The 16570-nt window shown below is 72.7% G+C and carries 17 protein-coding genes; 3 read left to right on the top strand and 14 right to left on the bottom strand.

Translation table 11 applies throughout. The features are described from left to right. Positions 1–313: 313 nt before the first annotated feature. The 5 genes from ACZ7LK_RS10330 to ACZ7LK_RS10310 form a co-directional block, all read right to left on the bottom strand. Positions 314–2422, bottom strand: coding sequence for a putative bifunctional diguanylate cyclase/phosphodiesterase (locus tag ACZ7LK_RS10330; protein ID WP_392271887.1), 2109 nt, complete (start codon positions 2420–2422; stop codon positions 314–316). A 226-nt stretch (positions 2423–2648) separates the two neighbouring features. Continuing rightward, positions 2649–4832: an NAD-dependent DNA ligase LigA gene (gene ligA / locus ACZ7LK_RS10325; RefSeq protein WP_471139473.1), complete on the bottom strand. Its 2184-nt coding sequence runs from the start codon at positions 4830–4832 to the stop codon at positions 2649–2651. Positions 4833–4855: 23 nt separating this feature from the next. After that, positions 4856–5860: a methionine synthase gene (locus ACZ7LK_RS10320; RefSeq protein WP_392271889.1), complete on the bottom strand. Its 1005-nt coding sequence runs from the start codon at positions 5858–5860 to the stop codon at positions 4856–4858. Continuing rightward, the gene (locus ACZ7LK_RS10315) at positions 5857–6546 is read right to left on the bottom strand and encodes an SDR family oxidoreductase (RefSeq protein WP_469464457.1); all 690 of its coding nucleotides are present in this window, start codon (positions 6544–6546) and stop codon (positions 5857–5859) included. The genes ACZ7LK_RS10320 and ACZ7LK_RS10315 overlap by 4 nt, the downstream gene beginning before the upstream one ends. A gap of 27 nt (positions 6547–6573) precedes the next feature. Continuing rightward, a complete protein-coding gene (locus tag ACZ7LK_RS10310; RefSeq protein ID WP_469464456.1) occupies positions 6574–7113 on the bottom strand; it encodes an LOG family protein in 540 nt (179 codons plus the stop codon). A gap of 50 nt (positions 7114–7163) precedes the next feature. Between ACZ7LK_RS10310 and ACZ7LK_RS10305 the strand changes: the two genes are divergently transcribed. Next, positions 7164–7487 carry a DUF427 domain-containing protein gene (locus ACZ7LK_RS10305; protein ID WP_469464455.1) on the top strand — a complete coding sequence of 108 codons (324 nt, stop codon included), beginning with the start codon at positions 7164–7166 and terminating at the stop codon, positions 7485–7487. 9 nt (positions 7488–7496) lie between these two features. Here ACZ7LK_RS10305 and ACZ7LK_RS10300 read toward each other — a convergent pair whose 3' ends face one another. The 4 genes from ACZ7LK_RS10300 to mnmA all read right to left on the bottom strand — a co-directional run bounded on the left by ACZ7LK_RS10300 (position 7497) and on the right by mnmA (position 11485). Further along, entirely contained in the window at positions 7497–7946 is a 450-nt protein-coding gene (locus tag ACZ7LK_RS10300) for a hypothetical protein (protein ID WP_469464454.1), read from the bottom strand. A gap of 113 nt (positions 7947–8059) precedes the next feature. Continuing rightward, the gene (locus tag ACZ7LK_RS10295; RefSeq protein ID WP_471139470.1) at positions 8060–9877 is read right to left on the bottom strand and encodes an alpha/beta hydrolase; all 1818 of its coding nucleotides are present in this window, start codon (positions 9875–9877) and stop codon (positions 8060–8062) included. Continuing rightward, the gene (locus tag ACZ7LK_RS10290; protein ID WP_471139468.1) at positions 9874–10269 is read right to left on the bottom strand and encodes a hypothetical protein; all 396 of its coding nucleotides are present in this window, start codon (positions 10267–10269) and stop codon (positions 9874–9876) included. The genes ACZ7LK_RS10295 and ACZ7LK_RS10290 overlap by 4 nt, the downstream gene beginning before the upstream one ends. A 91-nt stretch (positions 10270–10360) precedes the next feature. Next, on the bottom strand, positions 10361–11485 hold the full coding sequence (gene mnmA / locus ACZ7LK_RS10285; RefSeq protein ID WP_471139466.1) for a tRNA 2-thiouridine(34) synthase MnmA: 1125 nt from the start codon (positions 11483–11485) through the stop codon (positions 10361–10363). A gap of 60 nt (positions 11486–11545) precedes the next feature. Here mnmA and ACZ7LK_RS10280 point away from each other — a divergent pair, with 60 nt between their 5' ends. Next, entirely contained in the window at positions 11546–12229 is a 684-nt protein-coding gene (locus ACZ7LK_RS10280) for an N-acetylmuramoyl-L-alanine amidase (RefSeq protein WP_392271896.1), read from the top strand. A 1-nt stretch (position 12230) separates the two neighbouring features. On the opposite strand, the gene ACZ7LK_RS10275 is transcribed toward ACZ7LK_RS10280, so the two are convergent. From ACZ7LK_RS10275 to ACZ7LK_RS10265, 3 genes are all read right to left on the bottom strand, one after another. After that, complete coding sequence (locus tag ACZ7LK_RS10275; RefSeq protein ID WP_392271897.1) at positions 12231–13400, bottom strand: cysteine desulfurase family protein; 1170 nt, start codon at positions 13398–13400, stop codon at positions 12231–12233. Between the two features lie 95 nt (positions 13401–13495). Further along, positions 13496–13789: a DUF4190 domain-containing protein gene (locus ACZ7LK_RS10270; protein ID WP_392271898.1), complete on the bottom strand. Its 294-nt coding sequence runs from the start codon at positions 13787–13789 to the stop codon at positions 13496–13498. Between the two features lie 10 nt (positions 13790–13799). Beyond that, positions 13800–13946, bottom strand: a complete 147-nt coding sequence (locus tag ACZ7LK_RS10265) for a hypothetical protein (RefSeq protein ID WP_392271899.1) — start codon at positions 13944–13946, stop codon at positions 13800–13802. Between the two features lie 117 nt (positions 13947–14063). Between ACZ7LK_RS10265 and ACZ7LK_RS10260 the strand changes: the two genes are divergently transcribed. Further along, positions 14064–14681: a TetR family transcriptional regulator gene (locus tag ACZ7LK_RS10260; protein ID WP_392271900.1), complete on the top strand. Its 618-nt coding sequence runs from the start codon at positions 14064–14066 to the stop codon at positions 14679–14681. Positions 14682–14802: 121 nt separating this feature from the next. Here the strand turns inward: ACZ7LK_RS10260 and ACZ7LK_RS10255 are convergent, their stop codons facing one another. Together ACZ7LK_RS10255 and ACZ7LK_RS10250 are read right to left on the bottom strand one after the other, a co-directional pair. Further along, complete coding sequence (locus ACZ7LK_RS10255; protein ID WP_392271901.1) at positions 14803–15621, bottom strand: thioesterase family protein; 819 nt, start codon at positions 15619–15621, stop codon at positions 14803–14805. A gap of 26 nt (positions 15622–15647) precedes the next feature. Then, on the bottom strand, positions 15648–16328 hold the full coding sequence (locus ACZ7LK_RS10250) for a trimeric intracellular cation channel family protein (protein ID WP_392271902.1): 681 nt from the start codon (positions 16326–16328) through the stop codon (positions 15648–15650). Positions 16329–16570: the final 242 nt, after the last annotated feature.

Below are 16570 nucleotides of genomic sequence, written 5' to 3'. Positions count from 1 at the left end.
CTACCCGTTAAACGGTTTCCCCCGCCCCGCGTTAAACGGTTTCCCCCGCCCCGCCCCGCGGCCCCTCGCGGGCCGTCGCTCCGCCGGGGCCCGCGCCCCCCGTGGCGCCCGCCGAGGGTGGCGTCCGTTCCGCCGGGGCCCGCCCTCCGCCCGTTGTGGGCAGTCGTTCCGCCGGGGCGGCACGGGTGGGCACGACGGCACCGGGGCGGTGCCCTTCCCGCTCCCCCGGGATGGTGCGCCTCACCGGCGCGCCCAGGCGCGGGTGGGGCGGTCACGGCCGGTGGGTGGAGGTGCGGGGGCCCGAGGGGGCCGGCTACTGGACGACCTGGTCGGCGTCCTGGGGGGCCGGCGGCAGCGCCCGCGGCGGCCGGTGCCAGCCCGCCTCGCCCCGCGCCCGCAGCCACGCCGTCGTCTCCGCCGGCGGCATCGCCGCGGCGACCAGCCAGCCCTGGACCGCGTCACAGCCCAGGTCCCGCAGCCGCTCCCAGGTCTCGTCGTCCTCGACGCCCTCGGCGACCACCAGCAGGCCCAGCGAGTGGGCCAGGTCCACCGTGCAGCGGACGATCTCGGCGTCCTCGTTGTCGATCGCCAGCCGCGCCACGAACGAGCGGTCGATCTTGAGCTCGCTCACCGGGAGGCGCCGGAGGTGGACCAGCGACGAGTAGCCGGTGCCGAAGTCGTCGAGGGACATCTTCACGCCGTGGCCCGTGAGCCCCGCCAGGGTGTCGGCGGCGCGCTCCGGGTCCTCCAGCAGGACGTGCTCGGTTATCTCGAGCTGGAGCGCCCCCGCCGGCACCCCGTGGCGGGCCAGCCGCGCCGCGACCGCGCCCGCGAAGCCGGGGGTGTGGACGTCCCGCGGGGAGACGTTCACCGCGACCGGGACGTACAGGCCCTGGGCCCGCCACTTGGCGACCTGCCCCAGCGCCGTTTCCAGGACGTACTCGGTGAGGTGCGGCATCAGCCCGGAGGACTCGGCGATCGCGATGAACTCGTCCGGCGGCACCTTGCCCCGCTCCGGGTGCACCCAGCGCACCAGCGCCTCCAGCCCGGCCACGTGTCCGTCGAAGCGGACCTTGGGCTGGTAGTGCAGCTCGACGTCCCCGGCGTCCAGCGCGCGCCGCAGGTCGCCGAGGAGGCCGAGCCGGTCCGGGGTGTTGGAGTCGCGCTTGGACTCGTACACCTCGACGCCGGTGCGGTCCCGCTTGGCCTGGTACATGGCGACGTCCGCGCGCTGGAGCAGCCCTTCCGCGTCGAGGGCGTGGTCGGGGAAGACGGCGACGCCGGCGCTGGCCTCCAGGACGAGGGTCAGTCCGTCGAGGTCGAGCGGCGAGGACAGTTCGGCGGCGAGTTGCCGGGCCACCCGCTGGGCGCTCGTGGTGGAGTCGGCGGTCGGCAGCAGGACGGCGAACTCGTCGCCGCCCAGCCGGGCGGCCTCCGCGCCGCGCGGCAGCGCCAGCCGCAGCCGGTCGGCGATCTGGAGCAGCAGCCGGTCGCCGGCCAGGTGGCCGAGCGTGTCGTTGACCGACCGGAAGCGGTCCAGGTCGATCAGGACCAGGGCCGCCCTGGCCCCCTCGCCCTCCGCCTCCTCCAGCGCGGACCAGGTCCGCTCCAGCAGCCACTGCCGGTTGGGCAGCCCGGTCAGCGGGTCGCGCAACTGCTCCTCCGCCCGGGCGCGGGCGATCCAGAGCGTGGAGTCCAAGGCGATCAGCGGTACGGCGAACAGGGGCAGCACCACCGGCAGGGAGACGGCGACGACGCAGATGAGCGGGGCGATGCCGAGCAGCGCGACCGCCACGAGCCCCTGGCGGAGCAGCGCCGTGCGGGCGGCGGTCGGCAGGCCGCCGCTCTGCGGGGCGAGCGTGTACCACAGCAGGAGCCGGGTCACCACCAGGTACGCGGCGGCGGCCAGGGCCACTTCCGGCACGGTCCCGATACCCCATTCGAGGGGCCGCCACGGCTGTTCGACGGTCGGTACGTCGCCGAAGGCGGCGAGGACCAGGGCCGCCGCCCCGATGCCGAGGATGTCGGCCGCGCCGTGCAGCAGCCCCTGGCGCCAGCGGTGCCGGCGTGCCGCGCCGACCAGGACGACGACGGCGAGGCTGACCAGTCCGGCCGGGACCCAGCCGTACAGCAGGAGGACGGCCAGGGTGAGCGCGGCGCCGGAGCCGGTGCCGCCCCACCACCGGTCGCGGCCGAGCGCGACCAGGTGGCCGACGATGATGCCGGTGAGCACGGCGAGCGACCAGCCCGCGGTGGACCCGGGGAAGAGGGCGTGACCGCCGCTCAGGCCGCCGTAGAGTCCTGCCAGGAGGACGAGGGCGGCGGCGGCCAGGACGACGTTCGGGAGCCTGGATGCGATGCCCGCGCGGGCCGCGTACGCACGCGGCCGTGAGACCGGGGCGGCACTCTCGGTCGGTTTCATTCCGTCCCTCTCACAGCCGGCGGTGCCGTTGCCACGCGTTCGCCCGTTGTCATGCCGACACGGCCGGAATCGACCTCGCGGCCGTGCACGACAGGCGCCGTCTCAACAGTAGGCCGCGGAAGGCTTCGACGGGCAGCGCTCTACTGGTCTTGCCCGAATGCGACCCGGCCACCCTTATCCATCTGGTATGCGCTGAACGGGTGACCTTTTTCGGGCGTTCCCCGGCCTACTGTTCGAGTGGAACCGCCACCTCGCGCGCCGCGTCCGGCCCTTGTTCGAGCAGGACTTGGAACCCGCCCTCGTCCAGGACCGGAACCTTCAGTTGCATCGCCTTGTCGTACTTGGAGCCGGGGTTGTCACCCACCACCACGAAAGCGGTCTTCTTCGAAACGGAACCGGTCACTTTCGCTCCGCGGCTCTGGAGGGCCTCTTTTGCGCCATCCCTGGTGTACTTCTCCAGGGTGCCGGTGACGACGACGGTCAGCCCCTCCAGCGGGCGCGGCCCCTCGTCCTCGCCCGTGCTCTCCTCCTCCATCCGCACCCCGGCGGCCCGCCACTTGCGCAGGATCTCCCGGTGCCAGTCCTCCTCGAACCACTGCTTGAGGGAGGCCGCGATGGTCGGGCCCACGCCCTCGACGGCCGCCAGCTCCTCCTCGCTCGCCCGCTCGATGCGGTCGATGGAGCGGAACTCGCGGGCGAGCGCCTCCGCCGCCACCGGCCCGACGTGACGGATCGACAGACCGGTGATGATCCGGGCCAGCGGCCGCTGCTTGGCCGCCGCGATGTTCTCCAGCATGGCCAGGGCGTTCTTGCGCGGCTCCCCCTGCTGGTTGGCGAAGACCGTGACGATCTTCTCCTCGCCCGTCCTGGGGTCCCGCTTGGGCAGACCGCTGTCCTGGTCCAGGACGTACGCCTTGATGGGCAGCAGCCGCTCGATGGTGAGGTCGAACAGGTCGCCCTCGTCCCTCAGCGGCGGCTCGGCCGGCTCCAGTGGCTTGGTCAGCGCCGCCGCCGCCACGTAACCGAAGTTCTCGATGTCGAGGGCCTTGCGGCTGCCCAGGTAGAAGAGCCGCTCCCGCAACTGCGCCGGGCACGTACGGCCGTTCGGGCAGCGCAGGTCGACGTCGCCCTCCTTCATCGGCCGCAGCGGCGTCCCGCACTCCGGGCACTCGGCGGGCATCACGAACTCCCGCTCCGTGCCGTCCCGCAGGTCGGCGACCGGCCCGAGGATCTCCGGGATCACGTCACCGGCCTTGCGCAGCACCACCGTGTCCCCGATGAGCACGCCCTTGGCCTTCACCACGTCCTGGTTGTGCAGGGTGGCGAACTCGACCTCCGAACCGGCGACCGTGACCGGCTCCACCTGCGCGTACGGCGTCACCCGGCCCGTCCGGCCCACGCCGACCCGGATGTTGACCAGCTTGGTGTTGACCTCCTCCGGCGCGTACTTCCAGGCGATCGCCCAGCGCGGCGCGCGCGAGGTGGACCCGAGCCGGCCCTGGAGCGGGATCTCGTCGAGCTTGACGACCACGCCGTCGATCTCGTGCTGCACCGAGTGCCGGTTCTCACCGAAGTACGCGATGAACTCCCGCACGCCCTCGATGCCGTCGACCACCTTGTTGTGCCGGGCCGTCGGCAGACCCCACTCGCGCAGCAGCCCGTACGCCTCCGACAGCCGGGCGATCTCCAGGCCGTCCCGCGCGCCGATGCCGTGCACCACCATGTGCAGCGGGCGGGTGGCGGTCACCTTGGGGTCCTTCTGGCGCAGCGAACCGGCCGCCGCGTTGCGCGGGTTGGCGAACGGCTTGTCACCGGCCTCCACCAGCCGGGCGTTGAGCTCCTCGAACTTCTCCATCGGGAAGTAGACCTCGCCACGGACCTCCACCAGGTCCGGGATCCGGTCGCCCCTCAGCCGGTCGGGCACGTCCGCGATGGTGCGGATGTTCGGCGTGATGTCCTCGCCCGTGCGGCCGTCCCCGCGCGTGGCCGCGCGGGTCAGTCGCCCCTTCTCGTACGTCAGGTTCACGGCGAGACCGTCGACCTTGAGCTCGCACAGGAAGTGGTACGCCGAGGTGCCGACCTCCTTGGCGAGGCGGTCCGCCCAGGAGGCCAGCTCCTCGTCGTCGAACGCGTTGTCCAGCGACAGCATGCGCTCGCGGTGCTGGACGGCCGTGAACTCCGTCTCGTACGACCCGGCGACCTTCTGGGTCGGCGAGTCGGGGGTGCGGAGCTCCGGGTACTCCTCCTCCAGGGCCTCCAGGGAGCGCAGCAGCCTGTCGAAGTCGGCGTCGCTGATGACCGGCTGGTCCTTCACGTAGTACCGGAAGCGGTGCTCCTCGACCTGCTCGGCCAGCTGTGCGTGCTTGTCCCGCGCCTCCGCCGGCACGACGTCCTGCTGTTCGACAGCCACCGTCTTTCCTCCCGTTACTGACGTCACTCAGGGTTGTCCGCGAGTGATCTCGCCGCCGTGACGCAGTGCGCGAGCGCGGCCCGGGCGTACGCCGGTGAAGCGCCCGCCAGCCCGCACGACGGGGTGACCACCAGAGACTCGGCCAGAGTCCCCGGATCCAGCCCCAGCCTGCGCCACAGCGTCCTGACACCCATGACGCTACCGGCAGGGTCCGACAATGGAACGTCGGTCGACTCGACGACGCCCACCAACAGCCTCGTGCCGCCCTCGACCGCCTCGCCGATCTGTTCCTCGTCACGCTCGGTGAGCAGCCCGAAATCGAACGAGATGCCCGCGGCACCCGCCCGCCGCAGCAGCGCGAACGGCACGTCCGGGGCGCACGAGTGCACGATCACCGGGCCGTCGTGCACGGCCAGCACGTCCCTGAGCCCGCTCTCCACGACCTGCCGGTCCACCGCCCGGTGGGTGCGGTAGCCGCTGGCGGTCCGCACCTGCCCGCGCAGTACGGCGGTGAGGGACGGCTCGTCGAGCTGGAGCACCACCCGGGCGCCCGGCACCCGGCGCCGGAGCTCCGCGAGGTGGGCGCGCAGCCCCTCCGCCAGCGAGGCCGTCAGGTCCCGGACGGCACCCGGGTCGCCGAGGGCGGCCTCGCCACCGCGCAGCTCCAGCGCGGCGGCCAGCGTCCACGGCCCCACGGCCTGGACCTTCAGCGGTCCCTGGTACCCCTGGGTGAACTCCTCCAGGGCGTCGAGGTCCTCCCCCATCCACGACCTGGCCCGCCGGGTGTCGCGGCCCGGCCGGTCGCTGACCCGCCAGCCGCTCGGCTCGACGTGCGCGTACATCTCCACGAGCAGCCCGATGGTCCGCCCGATCATGTCGGCGCCCGGGCCGCGCGCGGGCAGCTCGGCGAGGTACGGGAAGTCCTCGAAGGTGCCGGTGACGGTCCTGGCGGCCTCCCGCGCGTCGCCGCCCGGCATGGACCCGATCCCGGTGGCCGGGCCCCAGCCGAAAGCCTCGTTCTCGGTCATCGTCCGGGCCGCACCGTCAGGTCGTTGATCTCGGCGTCGCGCGGCAGGTCGATGGCCGTGAGGATCGCCGTCGCGACCGACTCGGGGTCGATCCAGCGGGAGGCGTCGTACTCCTTGCCCTCCTGCTGGTGCACCTTGGCCTGCATGGGACTGGCCGTCCGGCCCGGGTAGACGGAGGTGACGCGGACCCCGCCGGCGTGCTCCTCGTGGCGCAGCGAGTCGGCCAGCGCCTTGAGCCCGTGCTTGGAGGCGGCGTACGCGGACCACTCGGCGTGCGCGTTCAGACCGGCGCCCGAGTTGACGAACACCACGTGACCCTGGGACACCCGCAGCTGCGGCAGCAGCAGCCGGGTCAGCTCGGCGGGCGCGATCAGGTTCACGTCGAGCTGGCTGCGCCACGCCTTGGTGGTGAGCTCGCCGACCGGCCCGAGGTCGACCACGCCCGCGATGTGCAGCAGCGAGTCGAGCCGGTCCGGGAGGGTCTGGTGCGAGAAGGCCCAGGACAGCCGGTCGGGGTTGGCGAGGTCGCCGACGAGCGTGCGGGCACCCGGGTAGGTGTCGGCCAGTTCCTTGGCGCGCCCGGCGTCACGGGCCAGCAGGACGAGCTCGTCGCCCCGCTCGTGCAGGCGGCGCGCGACGGCCGCGCCGATGCCGGAGCCCGCCCCGGTGATCATGTGTGTAGCCATACGGCCATGCTCGCATCCGTAACGCGGCTACCGGATCCCGGCGCACTCCTCCAGGTACGCGAGCGCCGCCGCGCCGTCCTCCGCGAAGAACACCAGCTCGGTGAGCGGGAGCGGCAGGAAGCCCTCGGTCTCCATGCGCCGGAACTGTTCCTTCAGGCCGTCGTAGAAGCCCGCCGCGTTGAGCAGCACCACCGGCTTGGTGTGCTTGCCGTGCTTCTTCAGCTCCAGGATCTCGGTGGCCTCGTCCAGGGTGCCGGTGCCGCCCACCATGATCACGACGGCGTCGGACCTGGCCAGCATCCACGCCTTGCGCTCGGCGAGGTCCTTGGCGAACAGCATCTCGTCCGCACGCTGCCGCGCCTTGGCGGCCAGGAAGTCCACGGAGACGCCGACGAGCCGCCCGCCCGTCTCCTCGACCCCGTCCGCCACGACCTTCATCAGACCGGTGTCGCTGCCGCCCCACACCAGGGTGTGGCCGCCCTTGCCGAGCAGCCGGGCGAACTCCCGCGCGGGCACGGTGTACCGCTCGTCGAGGTCGGCGGCGGAGAGGAAGACGCAGATGTCCATGGGGCCACGGTACGGGGAACCCGGCGCCCGGCACGGCCGTTGTCACAACCATGACGCCAGGACACCGCATCACCGTCGAGCAGGGCACCGACCACGTACGGGTCGTCCACGACGGACGGGTGGTCGCGGAGAGCCACCGGCCGCTGGTCCTCCGGGAGACGGGCTGCCCCGTGCGGTACTACCTGCCCGCCGAGGACGTCCGCACGGAGCTGCTGACGGTCTCCGACACGCACACGTACTGCCCGTTCAAGGGAACGGCGTCCTACTGGTCCCTGCCGGGCGCCCAGGACGCGGTCTGGGCGTACCCGGACCCCAAGCCGGACGTCGCCGCGATCCGGAACCACCTGTGCTTCTACGACACGGACGTCCTCTGACCGCCCCCGTCACCGCCCGCCTCCCCCCACCGGCTCCTCCACCGACCAGAACGCCGAGCGGACGTTGGGGGTGGGGATCCCGCCGGGCGGATAGGCGGGCTCAGCCACATCGGACTTGGTCACGCAGGGGCTTGCGACTTCGAAGAACGCCTGGCCTTTGTACCCGAAGACCAGACTGATCCCGAAGCCGTCCGGAGACTTGGCGTACATTCTGGGGCGATCCCTGCTCGGGTGCACGGTCGTGATCTCATATCCACTCGCTTTCCAAAACCGATGGATCACACCAAGAAAGTTGCCTCTCCGCTCATCGGAGATGATGGTCGTCACCGTGCGACGGCGGGACACGTCGCAACTCCCGGCGGTCGTCGTGTCATGGACCCAGCGGACCTTCGGCACGATGGCATTGATCGTCGCGTCCAGCATCGCGTCGGCCCGGTCCGCCGCACCTTGCATATCCATGTAAGCCGCCGCTCCACTTCCTCGTTTCTCGCCCCCGGCGTATCCGCACCCTCCTAGAAGGAGCCCTGCCAGGGCGACCGAAAGGGCCCGCCCCGACACCCGCCACGCTCGCTTCACCGGTACTCCTCTTTGACGACGTCCTGAGGGCGACCTGCCACGATCGCAGCAATGTTGTCTGCGGACACCTGATCCTTTTTCGGCGTGAAGTACTGAGAATGGGCGGTGAAGCCGCCGGCTTCCAAGATGGCATGGGGCCCCGGATCAACCTTGAAGCGCTGGGCACCGAATGCCTGACTCGCCGGGTCCTTGCCGAAGTAGAGATCGTCATCGCCCTGGTCGGCGGCATCTCCCAGGATGTACGCACCAGCGGCGCTGCCCAAGGGGCCGAAAGGCGCCCCGGCCAGGGCGCCGACGGCGCCGGCGCCGCTTTGCCCTCTGGCAGGAAGCTGAGTGACCGGGTCGTTGTCTGCCGAGCCGACGAATACGTGCTCCCGCCCTACTCCCAGATCCTCTGCCCTGTCCACGCCGACTCCCGGACTCCCGAGCAGGATGACGTCGTCAACTCCCGGGATTCCATCTGACTGCTTCGCCGCCGTTCCCACCGTGAACGAGCCGTAGGAATGACCGACTGCTGTCAGGTGCGGGTCACCATGGCTGTTCGTCGCTTCGAGCCCCGCCATAAATCGGTTGTACGCGGGGGCTCCCGTGTCGGCGTCACCATGGGCAGCGACGTCCACGCTCTGTGGGGCGTCGTAACCCAGCCAGATGATGGAGGCGCTGGAAGGGTCAACCCTGCGCGCTCCGACCGCCGTGTCCTGGGCGCGGCGCATTGTGTCTTCGACGAACTCGCCGTCCAGCTTCGTGCCCAGGCCGGGGACGTAGGCCGAGACGTGGCGGGAGGTGTCCGGGTTGCCGTAGGAGATGATGGCGCGGCCGTTGCCCTCGTCGCCGATGCCGAGGAGGTACATCGGCGGGACGCTCGGTTTCTCCAGGCGGTCCTGGATCATGCGGAGGGCCTCCAGCTTGGTGCGGGAGTCGTCGTCGTGCCGCCGTGCCAGTTCGTCGATGAGCAGGGGCAGGTATCTGCGGTTGGCCTCGTCGCGGGCGGCGGCGGGGATGCCGTCCAGGCCGCCGATGAGGTCCGGCGCCACGTCGAGGTACTCGCGGCGCTGCTCCTCGGGCAGGCCGTCCCACCAGGCTTTGAGCGCGGCGGGCGACCTGTCGGCGGGGATGCCGTCGCCGAGGTGGCGGCCCGCCGCGGTGCGGACGTGCGCGGTGTCGCGGGCGGCGTCCGCGAGGGTCGCGGTGGTGACGTCGAGGCCCTTCGCCGCCCGGAGCCGGTCCAGTGTCCGGGCGTACTCGCGGTCGATCTCGGCGGCCGCGCGGACGGCGCGGGCGATGCGGTCCGCGAGGGCCTGGGCCTTCTCGGCGTTCGGGTTGAGCGGTCGCACGGACGGGGGCGGGCCGGCCGGGCCGGGGGCGGCGTCCAGGGGGAGGCGGCCGTCGCCGTGGGCGCGGCCGCCCGGGGTGGGGGTCTCACCCGCAAGGGTGGCCGCGGTGGCGGGCGGGAAGCTGACGGAGCCGTCCTCGTGGACGGTGAACCGCAGCTCGGCCGCCTCGTCCAGCGCCTGCCGCAACTGCCGCTGCGGCTCGGCGAGATCGGCCGCCAGGGCGTTCAGAGCGGTACGGACGAGCCCGCACTCGGTGTGCAGGTACTGGTAGTTGCGGCTCAGCCGTCCGAGGCGTACGAGGGCCGCCCCGGCGGACCGGCTGTCCTGGGTCTCCCGCAGTTTCGCCGTCATCAGGCGGTCCACCCGGGCCCGGTCCGAGCCGGACCGGGCGGACACGTCGTGCCAGGCGTCGCCGGCGCCCTCCAGGGCGGCCGGCCGCAGGTCCCGCAGCAGCCGCCAGGTCAGGGTGGTGCCGCTCACCGCTCCCGGCCGCCCGTCCGGACGGCGCCCACGGCCTGGCCGACCCCGGTGTCGGTCTCGCCCAGCTCCTTGGCGACCGCGGACAGGGCCCCGGTCAGGTACGCGCACTCGTCCCGTACCAGGGCGAGGCGTTCCTCCCAGGAAGTCAGCACGGCCTGCAAGGAGGCGACCGACGCCAGCCCCGTCCCCGGGGACCGGACGGCGTGGTGCCCGGTGCCGAGCGAGCGGCGGCTGCCCTCGGTCCGTACGCGTAACTCACCGGCCGTACCGGACGCGGCGGTCCACGGGCCGCCGCTGTGCGTGAGCGTGCCGGGTCCCGGCGCGAGGTCGAGCAGTTCCTGCCAGCGCTGTGTGTACGTCACCCGCGCCGTCCCCCGTCCATCGAAGGTCACGCACAGCGACGTACTGTGCGCGCCGGGACAGTAGCGCAGGCCGCGCGGGCTTCGTTCGCGCCGGGGCGGGCCGTGACCGCCGGGTTGACGCTCAGGCGGTGACCGGGGCCCGGCGGGTCGTCGTGGCGATGGTGGCCGAGCCGACCACGCGGGTGCCGTCGTAGAGGACGATCGCCTGGCCGGGGGCGACGCCGCGGACGGGTTCCTCGAAGGCCACGTGGAGCTCGCCGTTCGCGAGGGTCGCCGTGACCGGGGTCTCGTCGCCGTGGGCGCGGAGCTGGGCCGTGTAGGCGCCGGGGCCGGCGGGGGCGGTGCCGCACCAGCGGGGCTTGATGGCGGTCAGGGCGGTGACGTCGAGCGCCTCGGCGGGACCCACCGTGACCGTGTTGTTCACCGGCGAGATGTCCAGGACGTAGCGGGGCTTGCCGTCCGGGGCGGGGTGGCCGATGCGCAGCCCCTTGCGTTGGCCGATGGTGAAGCCGTACGCCCCCTCGTGGGTGCCGACCTTGGTGCCGGACTCGTCGACGATGTCGCCTTCCGCCTTGCCCAGGCGGGAGGCGAGGAAGCCCTGGGTGTCGCCGTCGGCGATGAAGCAGATGTCGTGGCTGTCGGGCTTCTTCGCCACGGCGAGCCCCCGGCGCTCCGCCTCCGCGCGGATCTCGTCCTTGGTGGTGAGGGTGTCGCCCAGCGGGAACATCGCGTGCGCGAGCTGCTTCTCGTCCAGCACCCCGAGGACGTACGACTGGTCCTTGGCCATGTCGGAGGCCCGGTGGAGCTCCCGGGTGCCGTTCTCGCGGGTGACGACCGTGGCGTAGTGGCCGGTGCAGACGGCGTCGAAGCCCAGGGCGAGCGCCTTGTCGAGCAGCGCCGCGAACTTGATCTTCTCGTTGCAGCGGAGGCAGGGGTTGGGGGTGCGGCCGGCCTCGTACTCGGCGATGAAGTCGTCGACGACATCCTCGCGGAACCGTTCGGCCAGGTCCCACACGTAGAACGGGATGCCGATGACGTCGGCCGCGCGGCGCGCGTCGCGCGAATCCTCGATGGTGCAACAGCCCCGGGCGCCGGTACGGAAGGACTGCGGGTTCGCGGACAGGGCGAGGTGCACGCCGGTCACGTCGTGGCCGGCCTCGGCGGCGCGGGCGGCGGCGACGGCGGAGTCCACGCCGCCCGACATGGCGGCGAGCACACGGAGGGGGCGCTGGGGAGTCTGAGTCATAGCCCTACCAGGGTACGGGCCCCGGGAACCAAGCTCGCGTGAGTAGGCGTTCACGGTCACATGGGAGAGAAGAAGCCGGGTGCGGTGGGCCGTCGTGCCGTGCTGATCGGCGGCGGGGCGGCCGTCGTGGGCACGGCGGTGCTGGCGCGCGACGAGCTGCGCCGCGCCTGGTACCGGGTGCCGGGGGTGGAGAAGCCCCGTGTGGAGGGTGAGCTGGACCACGCGGGCGCGGAGTGGACGGCGGCGTCACGGGCGAACTGGCGGCGGGCGGACCGCCCGGACGACTTCACCATCGACCGGGTCGTGATCCATGTCGTGCAGGGCAGCTACCCGTCGGCGCTGAAGGTGTTCAAGGACCCGGGGCACGGCGCGGCGACGCACTACGTCGTCCGCAAGGACGGGCACGTGGCGCAGATGATCCGGGAGCTGGACGTGGCGTTCCACGCGGGCGACCGGGACATGAACGAGCGCAGCGTCGGCATCGAGCACGAGGGGTTCGTGGACCGGCCGCAGGACTTCACGGCCGCCATGTACGCCTCGTCGGCCCGGCTGACGGCCGGGGTATGCGCGCGGTACGGGATCCCGGTGGACCGCGAGCACATCATCGGCCATGTGGAGGTGCGGGGCACCGACCACACCGACCCGGGCCCGCACTGGGACTGGGACCGGTACATGCGGCTGGTCCGGGACGCCGCGCGGGCGCCCGGGACACGTTCCCGGCCGGGCGGGACTTCCGGCACATGACCTAGCTGAGGCCCGCGGTCCGGGCGCGCTCCACGGCGGGTCCGATGGCCTTGGCGACCGCCTCGACGTCGGCGCGCGTCGAGGTGTGGCCGAGGGTGAAGCGCAGGGTGCCGCGCGCCAGGTCGGGGTCCGTCCCGGTGGCCAGGAGGACGTGGCTGGGCTGGGCCACGCCGGCCGTGCAGGCCGAGCCGGTGGAGCACTCGATGCCCTGGGCGTCCAGGAGCAGCAGCAGCGAGTCGCCCTCGCAGCCGGGGAAGGTGAAGTGGGCGTTGGCGGGGAGGCGCCCCTCGGGGGCGGGGTCGCCGCCCAGGATCGCGTCGGGGACGGCGGCGCGGACGGCGGCGACCAGCTCGTCGCGCAGGGCGCCGGTCCGGGCGGCGTACTCCTCGCGCCGCTCGGCGGCCAGGCGGCCCGCGACGGCGAAGGCGGCCACGGCCGGGACGTCCAGCGTGCCGGAGCGGACGTGCCGTTCCTGGCCGCCGCCGTGCAGCACCGGGACCGGGCCGTACTCGCGGCCGAGGAGCAGCGCGCCGATGCCGTAGGGGCCGCCGATCTTGTGGCCGGAAACGGTCATGGCGGCGAGGCCGGAGTCACCGAAGCCGACCGGCACCTGACCGAAGGCCTGTACGGCGTCGGAGTGCAGGGGGACGTCGAACTCGCGGGCCACGGCGGCCAGTTCGCGGACCGGCATCAGGGTGCCGATCTCGTTGTTGGCCCACATCACGGTGGCGAGGGCGACGTCCGACGGGTCGCGCGCGATGGCCTCGCGCAGCGTCTCGGGGTGCACGCGCCCGTACCCGTCGACGGGCAGGTACTCCACGGTGGCGCCCTCGTGCTCGCCGAGCCAGTGCACGGCGTCGAGGACGGCGTGGTGTTCCACGGGGCTGGCGAGGACGCGGACGCGGCGCGGGTCCGCGTCCCGGCGGGCCCAGTACAGGCCCTTGACGGCGAGGTTGTCCGCCTCCGTGCCTCCGGAGGTGAGGACGACCTCGCTGGGGCGCGCCCCGAGCGCCTCGGCGAGGGTCTCGCGGGCCTCCTCGACGGTACGGCGGGCCCGGCGGCCGGCGGCGTGCAGCGAGGACGCGTTGCCCGTCACGGCGAGCTGGGCGGTCATCGCCTCGATCGCCTCCGGCAGCATCGGAGTGGTCGCGGCGTGGTCGAGGTAAGCCATGGTGCGACGATTCTACGAGCCTCCCGGCGGCGCCGGATCAGCGCCGTACCGGCCGTACCGCGCGCGGCCCCCGGACTCCGGCGGACGTGGCCGGATCAGGCGATGCCCCAGGAGACCGTCCCGTCCATGGTGACCAGCGCGGCCAGGACGGCGAGGTCGGCGATGCCGAGTCCCAGGCCGAGCGCGGCGCGCCCGCGCCGGGTGGTGCCGCGCCGGAGCGCGAGGACGGCGAGCCCGATGGCGACCGGGCCGAGCAGGATGTTCATCACCAGCAGGCCGAGGAGCCCGAGGACGAACGAGGCCACGGCCATCCCGTCGGCGTCGCGGGTCCGGTTGCGCGGGCGGCGGGTGCGGTGGGCGGTGCGGGAGCTGTGTGCGGTGAGTTCCATGGCGGCCTCCTCAGCGGTGCTGTCGTTCCCGGATGGCGAAGACCAGCAGCCACGCGCCGATGACGGCGGCGGCGACCAGAGTGACCGGGACCGGTACGTGTGCCACGGTCCCGAGGACGACACCCAGCATCAGCAGGGCGGCGACGATGAACAACATCGGTGGACCTCCCTCGTTCCTCGTCGTGTTGAATCGGAAAACACTTGTTCACTGACTACCCAGTCTAGCGAGCCTCAGCACTGGAACGGTCCGGAGAACGGTTGTTTACTGAATGGCATGAGTCACACCTCCGGGATCCGGCAGGCCCAGAAACTGAAGACCCGTCAGGCGCTCCTGGACGCCGCCCTCCACCTGCTGGAGGAGCAGAGCCTGAGCAGCCTCGGCCTGCGCGAGGTGACCCGCGCGGTCGGTGTCGCCCCGGCGGCCTTCTACCGGCACTTCCGCGACACCGCGGACCTCGGCGTCGCCCTCGTCGACGAGGCCCTCGGCAGCCTGCACGGCACGATCCGTACGACCCTGGCGGCCACCGGCGACAGTGACGAACGGATCACCGCCACCGTCGAGTTGATCGCCGGGCTCGTACGCGGGTACCCCGCACACGTCCGGTTCATCGCCCGGGAACGGCACGGCGGCGTGGCGGCCGTCCGAGAGGCGATATCCGGCCAACTCGACCGGTTCGTCCGGGAGGTGGCCGACGAGCTGGCCAAGCACCCCGAGAGCGAGGGGTGGGAGCGGGACGACCTGCTCATGCTCGCCGGACTGTACGTCGACCACATGGTGATGACCGCCTCGGAGTTCCTGGCGGCGCCGGCCGGGGACCGGGACCGGGTGGCACGCACCGCCCGCCGCCAGCTCCGGCTGGTCAGTCTGGGCCGCCGGCACTGGCTGGACTGACCGGGCCACGACGCACGGACCGCGACGCACGGGCCACTACGCACGGACCGCGACGCACGGAGCGCCCCGGCGTCCCGCTGGTGGCGGGACGCCGGGGCGCTCGGCGGGTCGGCTCGCGGGGTCAGCGCCGGGGGGCGCGGGCCAACTGGCGGGACTGGGCCACCAGACGGTCGGCGCTGTCCCAGACCTCGGCGTCCTCCTCCAGGAAGCCGCCCGCGAGATTGCGCGTGGTGATGGACACCCGCAGCGGACCGGGCGCGGGACGGCAGCGTATGTGGGTGGTGAGCTCGACGGTCGGGGTCCAGCCGGTGAGCCCGAGCTCGAACGAGGTCGGGGGCAGGGCGTCGACGGTGAGCAGCAGGGACAGCGGGTCCGGGTCGCGGCCGTCGGCCAGCCCGAACCAGGCGCGCATCTCGCCCTTGCCGGACGGGGCGCCGACCGCCCACCCCAGGGTGGTGGGGTCGAGCTTGATGTCCAGGCGCTCGGTGATCGCGGAGGAACCGGGAATGGGCGCCGGGCCGTCGGACGGACCGAGACAGTGCTCGCGCGGCGGGATGGCGGGCGGCTTGGCCGTCGTCCGTACGTCGTCGGGCAGGGCGTCCAGGTCGCCGTAGGACGCGAGGACCCGGAGGCGCTCGACCTCGGTGCCGTCCTCCGCGTACTGGAAGAGCGAGGCCTGGCCGGTGGAGAGCGTCCGCCCGGTGCGGACCGTCTCGGTGCGGATCACCGCGGGGCCCGGCACGGACGCCGTCAGGTAGTGCGCCGTGATCGTGAACGGGTCGGGGTGCGGCAGGGTGTCACCGAGGGCACGGCCCAGCATGGCGAGCAGGTAACCGCCGTTGACGGCCTTGATGATCGTCCAGCCGGCGGAGAGCTCGGCGTCGTACACGCCGGGCTCGCGAAGGGTCACCGCGGTGTCGCGGTCGAACTCGCTGTCCATGTCCGGCACAGTACAACACGACATTACTAAGCGGTAGCTTTTTCGGGGAGCGGCTCCTCGCTCGCCGAGGAGCGGCGGTTCCACGCCCGCGGCGCCCGCCAGTGGAACCGCATGGCCAGCAGCCGCAGCAGGAACGTGGTCACGGCGGCCAGGGCGCTGGTGAAGGAGTTCAGCATCTCGAACCGGATGCACAGCGCGACCATGGTGGCCCCCACGATGGCCGGCACGGCGTACAGGTCCCGGTCCCAGCGGAGCAGCGACGGCACCTCGTTGGCCAGCACGTCCCGCAGCACACCGCCGCCCACCCCGGTGGCCAGCCCCAGCACGGCCGAGAACGTCAGGCCGAGACCGTGCTCGTACGCCTTGGTGGTGCCCGCGACGCAGAACAGCCCGAGCCCGGCGGCGTCGAACACGTTCACCGCCACCTGGGTGCGCTCGACCACCGGATGCAGGAAGAAGACGAGCACCGTGGCGACGAGAGGCATCACGAAGTACCCCAGATCGGTGAACGCGGCGGGCGGTACGGCACCGATCACCAGATCCCGGAAGAGCCCCCCGCCCAGGGCGGTGACCTCGGCGAGGACGGCGATGCCGAAGACGTCGAAGTTCTTGCGCACGGCCAGCAGGGCGCCGGAGATCGCGAACACGAAGATGCCGGCGAGGTCGAGCGCGTGTTGCACGGAGGGGGTGAAGAATTCCTGGAGCACCGCCCAATTGTGCCGGTTCCCTTCGGGGGCTCCGCCCCCGACGGACGGCCACCCCCCGCGCGCGCCGGTCCGGCACGCCGCCCTCGCGGGTCGTCCGCCCGCCTCGGCGCCGCTGGGACGTTGCTCCCGGGGGCGGGTGACGGAGCCTCCGGCGGGCGGTGCTCGGACTGTCGCCGCACTCCTCTACGTCCGAGGACCCCCGCCTCCGCCCCGCCACCCTCACGCCGGTGGGGTGGCCCCGA

This window comes from Streptomyces sp. NPDC039423 (assembly GCF_055598725.1).
Note: the sequence above shows the minus strand (reverse complement) of the source record. Positions and strands in the feature narration are given on the sequence as shown.

Bases quoted from the DNA above. Each gene is read 5' to 3' on its own strand.
- ACZ7LK_RS10320 (WP_392271889.1), bottom strand. From the start codon at position 5,860: ATGACCGAGAACGAGGCTTTCGGCTGGGGCCCGGCCACCGGGATCGGG.
- ACZ7LK_RS10310 (WP_469464456.1), bottom strand. From the start codon at position 7,113: ATGGACATCTGCGTCTTCCTCTCCGCCGCCGACCTCGACGAGCGGTAC.
- ACZ7LK_RS10260 (WP_392271900.1), top strand. From the start codon at position 14,064: ATGAGTCACACCTCCGGGATCCGGCAGGCCCAGAAACTGAAGACCCGT.
- ACZ7LK_RS10255 (WP_392271901.1), bottom strand. From the start codon at position 15,621: ATGGACAGCGAGTTCGACCGCGACACCGCGGTGACCCTTCGCGAGCCC.
- ACZ7LK_RS10305 (WP_469464455.1), top strand. From the start codon at position 7,164: ATGACGCCAGGACACCGCATCACCGTCGAGCAGGGCACCGACCACGTA.
- ACZ7LK_RS10270 (WP_392271898.1), bottom strand. From the start codon at position 13,789: ATGGAACTCACCGCACACAGCTCCCGCACCGCCCACCGCACCCGCCGC.
- ACZ7LK_RS10265 (WP_392271899.1), bottom strand. From the start codon at position 13,946: ATGTTGTTCATCGTCGCCGCCCTGCTGATGCTGGGTGTCGTCCTCGGG.
- ACZ7LK_RS10275 (WP_392271897.1), bottom strand. From the start codon at position 13,400: ATGGCTTACCTCGACCACGCCGCGACCACTCCGATGCTGCCGGAGGCG.
- mnmA (WP_471139466.1), bottom strand. From the start codon at position 11,485: ATGACTCAGACTCCCCAGCGCCCCCTCCGTGTGCTCGCCGCCATGTCG.
- ACZ7LK_RS10300 (WP_469464454.1), bottom strand. From the start codon at position 7,946: ATGGATATGCAAGGTGCGGCGGACCGGGCCGACGCGATGCTGGACGCG.
- ACZ7LK_RS10330 (WP_392271887.1), bottom strand. From the start codon at position 2,422: ATGAAACCGACCGAGAGTGCCGCCCCGGTCTCACGGCCGCGTGCGTAC.
- ACZ7LK_RS10280 (WP_392271896.1), top strand. From the start codon at position 11,546: ATGGGAGAGAAGAAGCCGGGTGCGGTGGGCCGTCGTGCCGTGCTGATC.
- ACZ7LK_RS10315 (WP_469464457.1), bottom strand. From the start codon at position 6,546: ATGGCTACACACATGATCACCGGGGCGGGCTCCGGCATCGGCGCGGCC.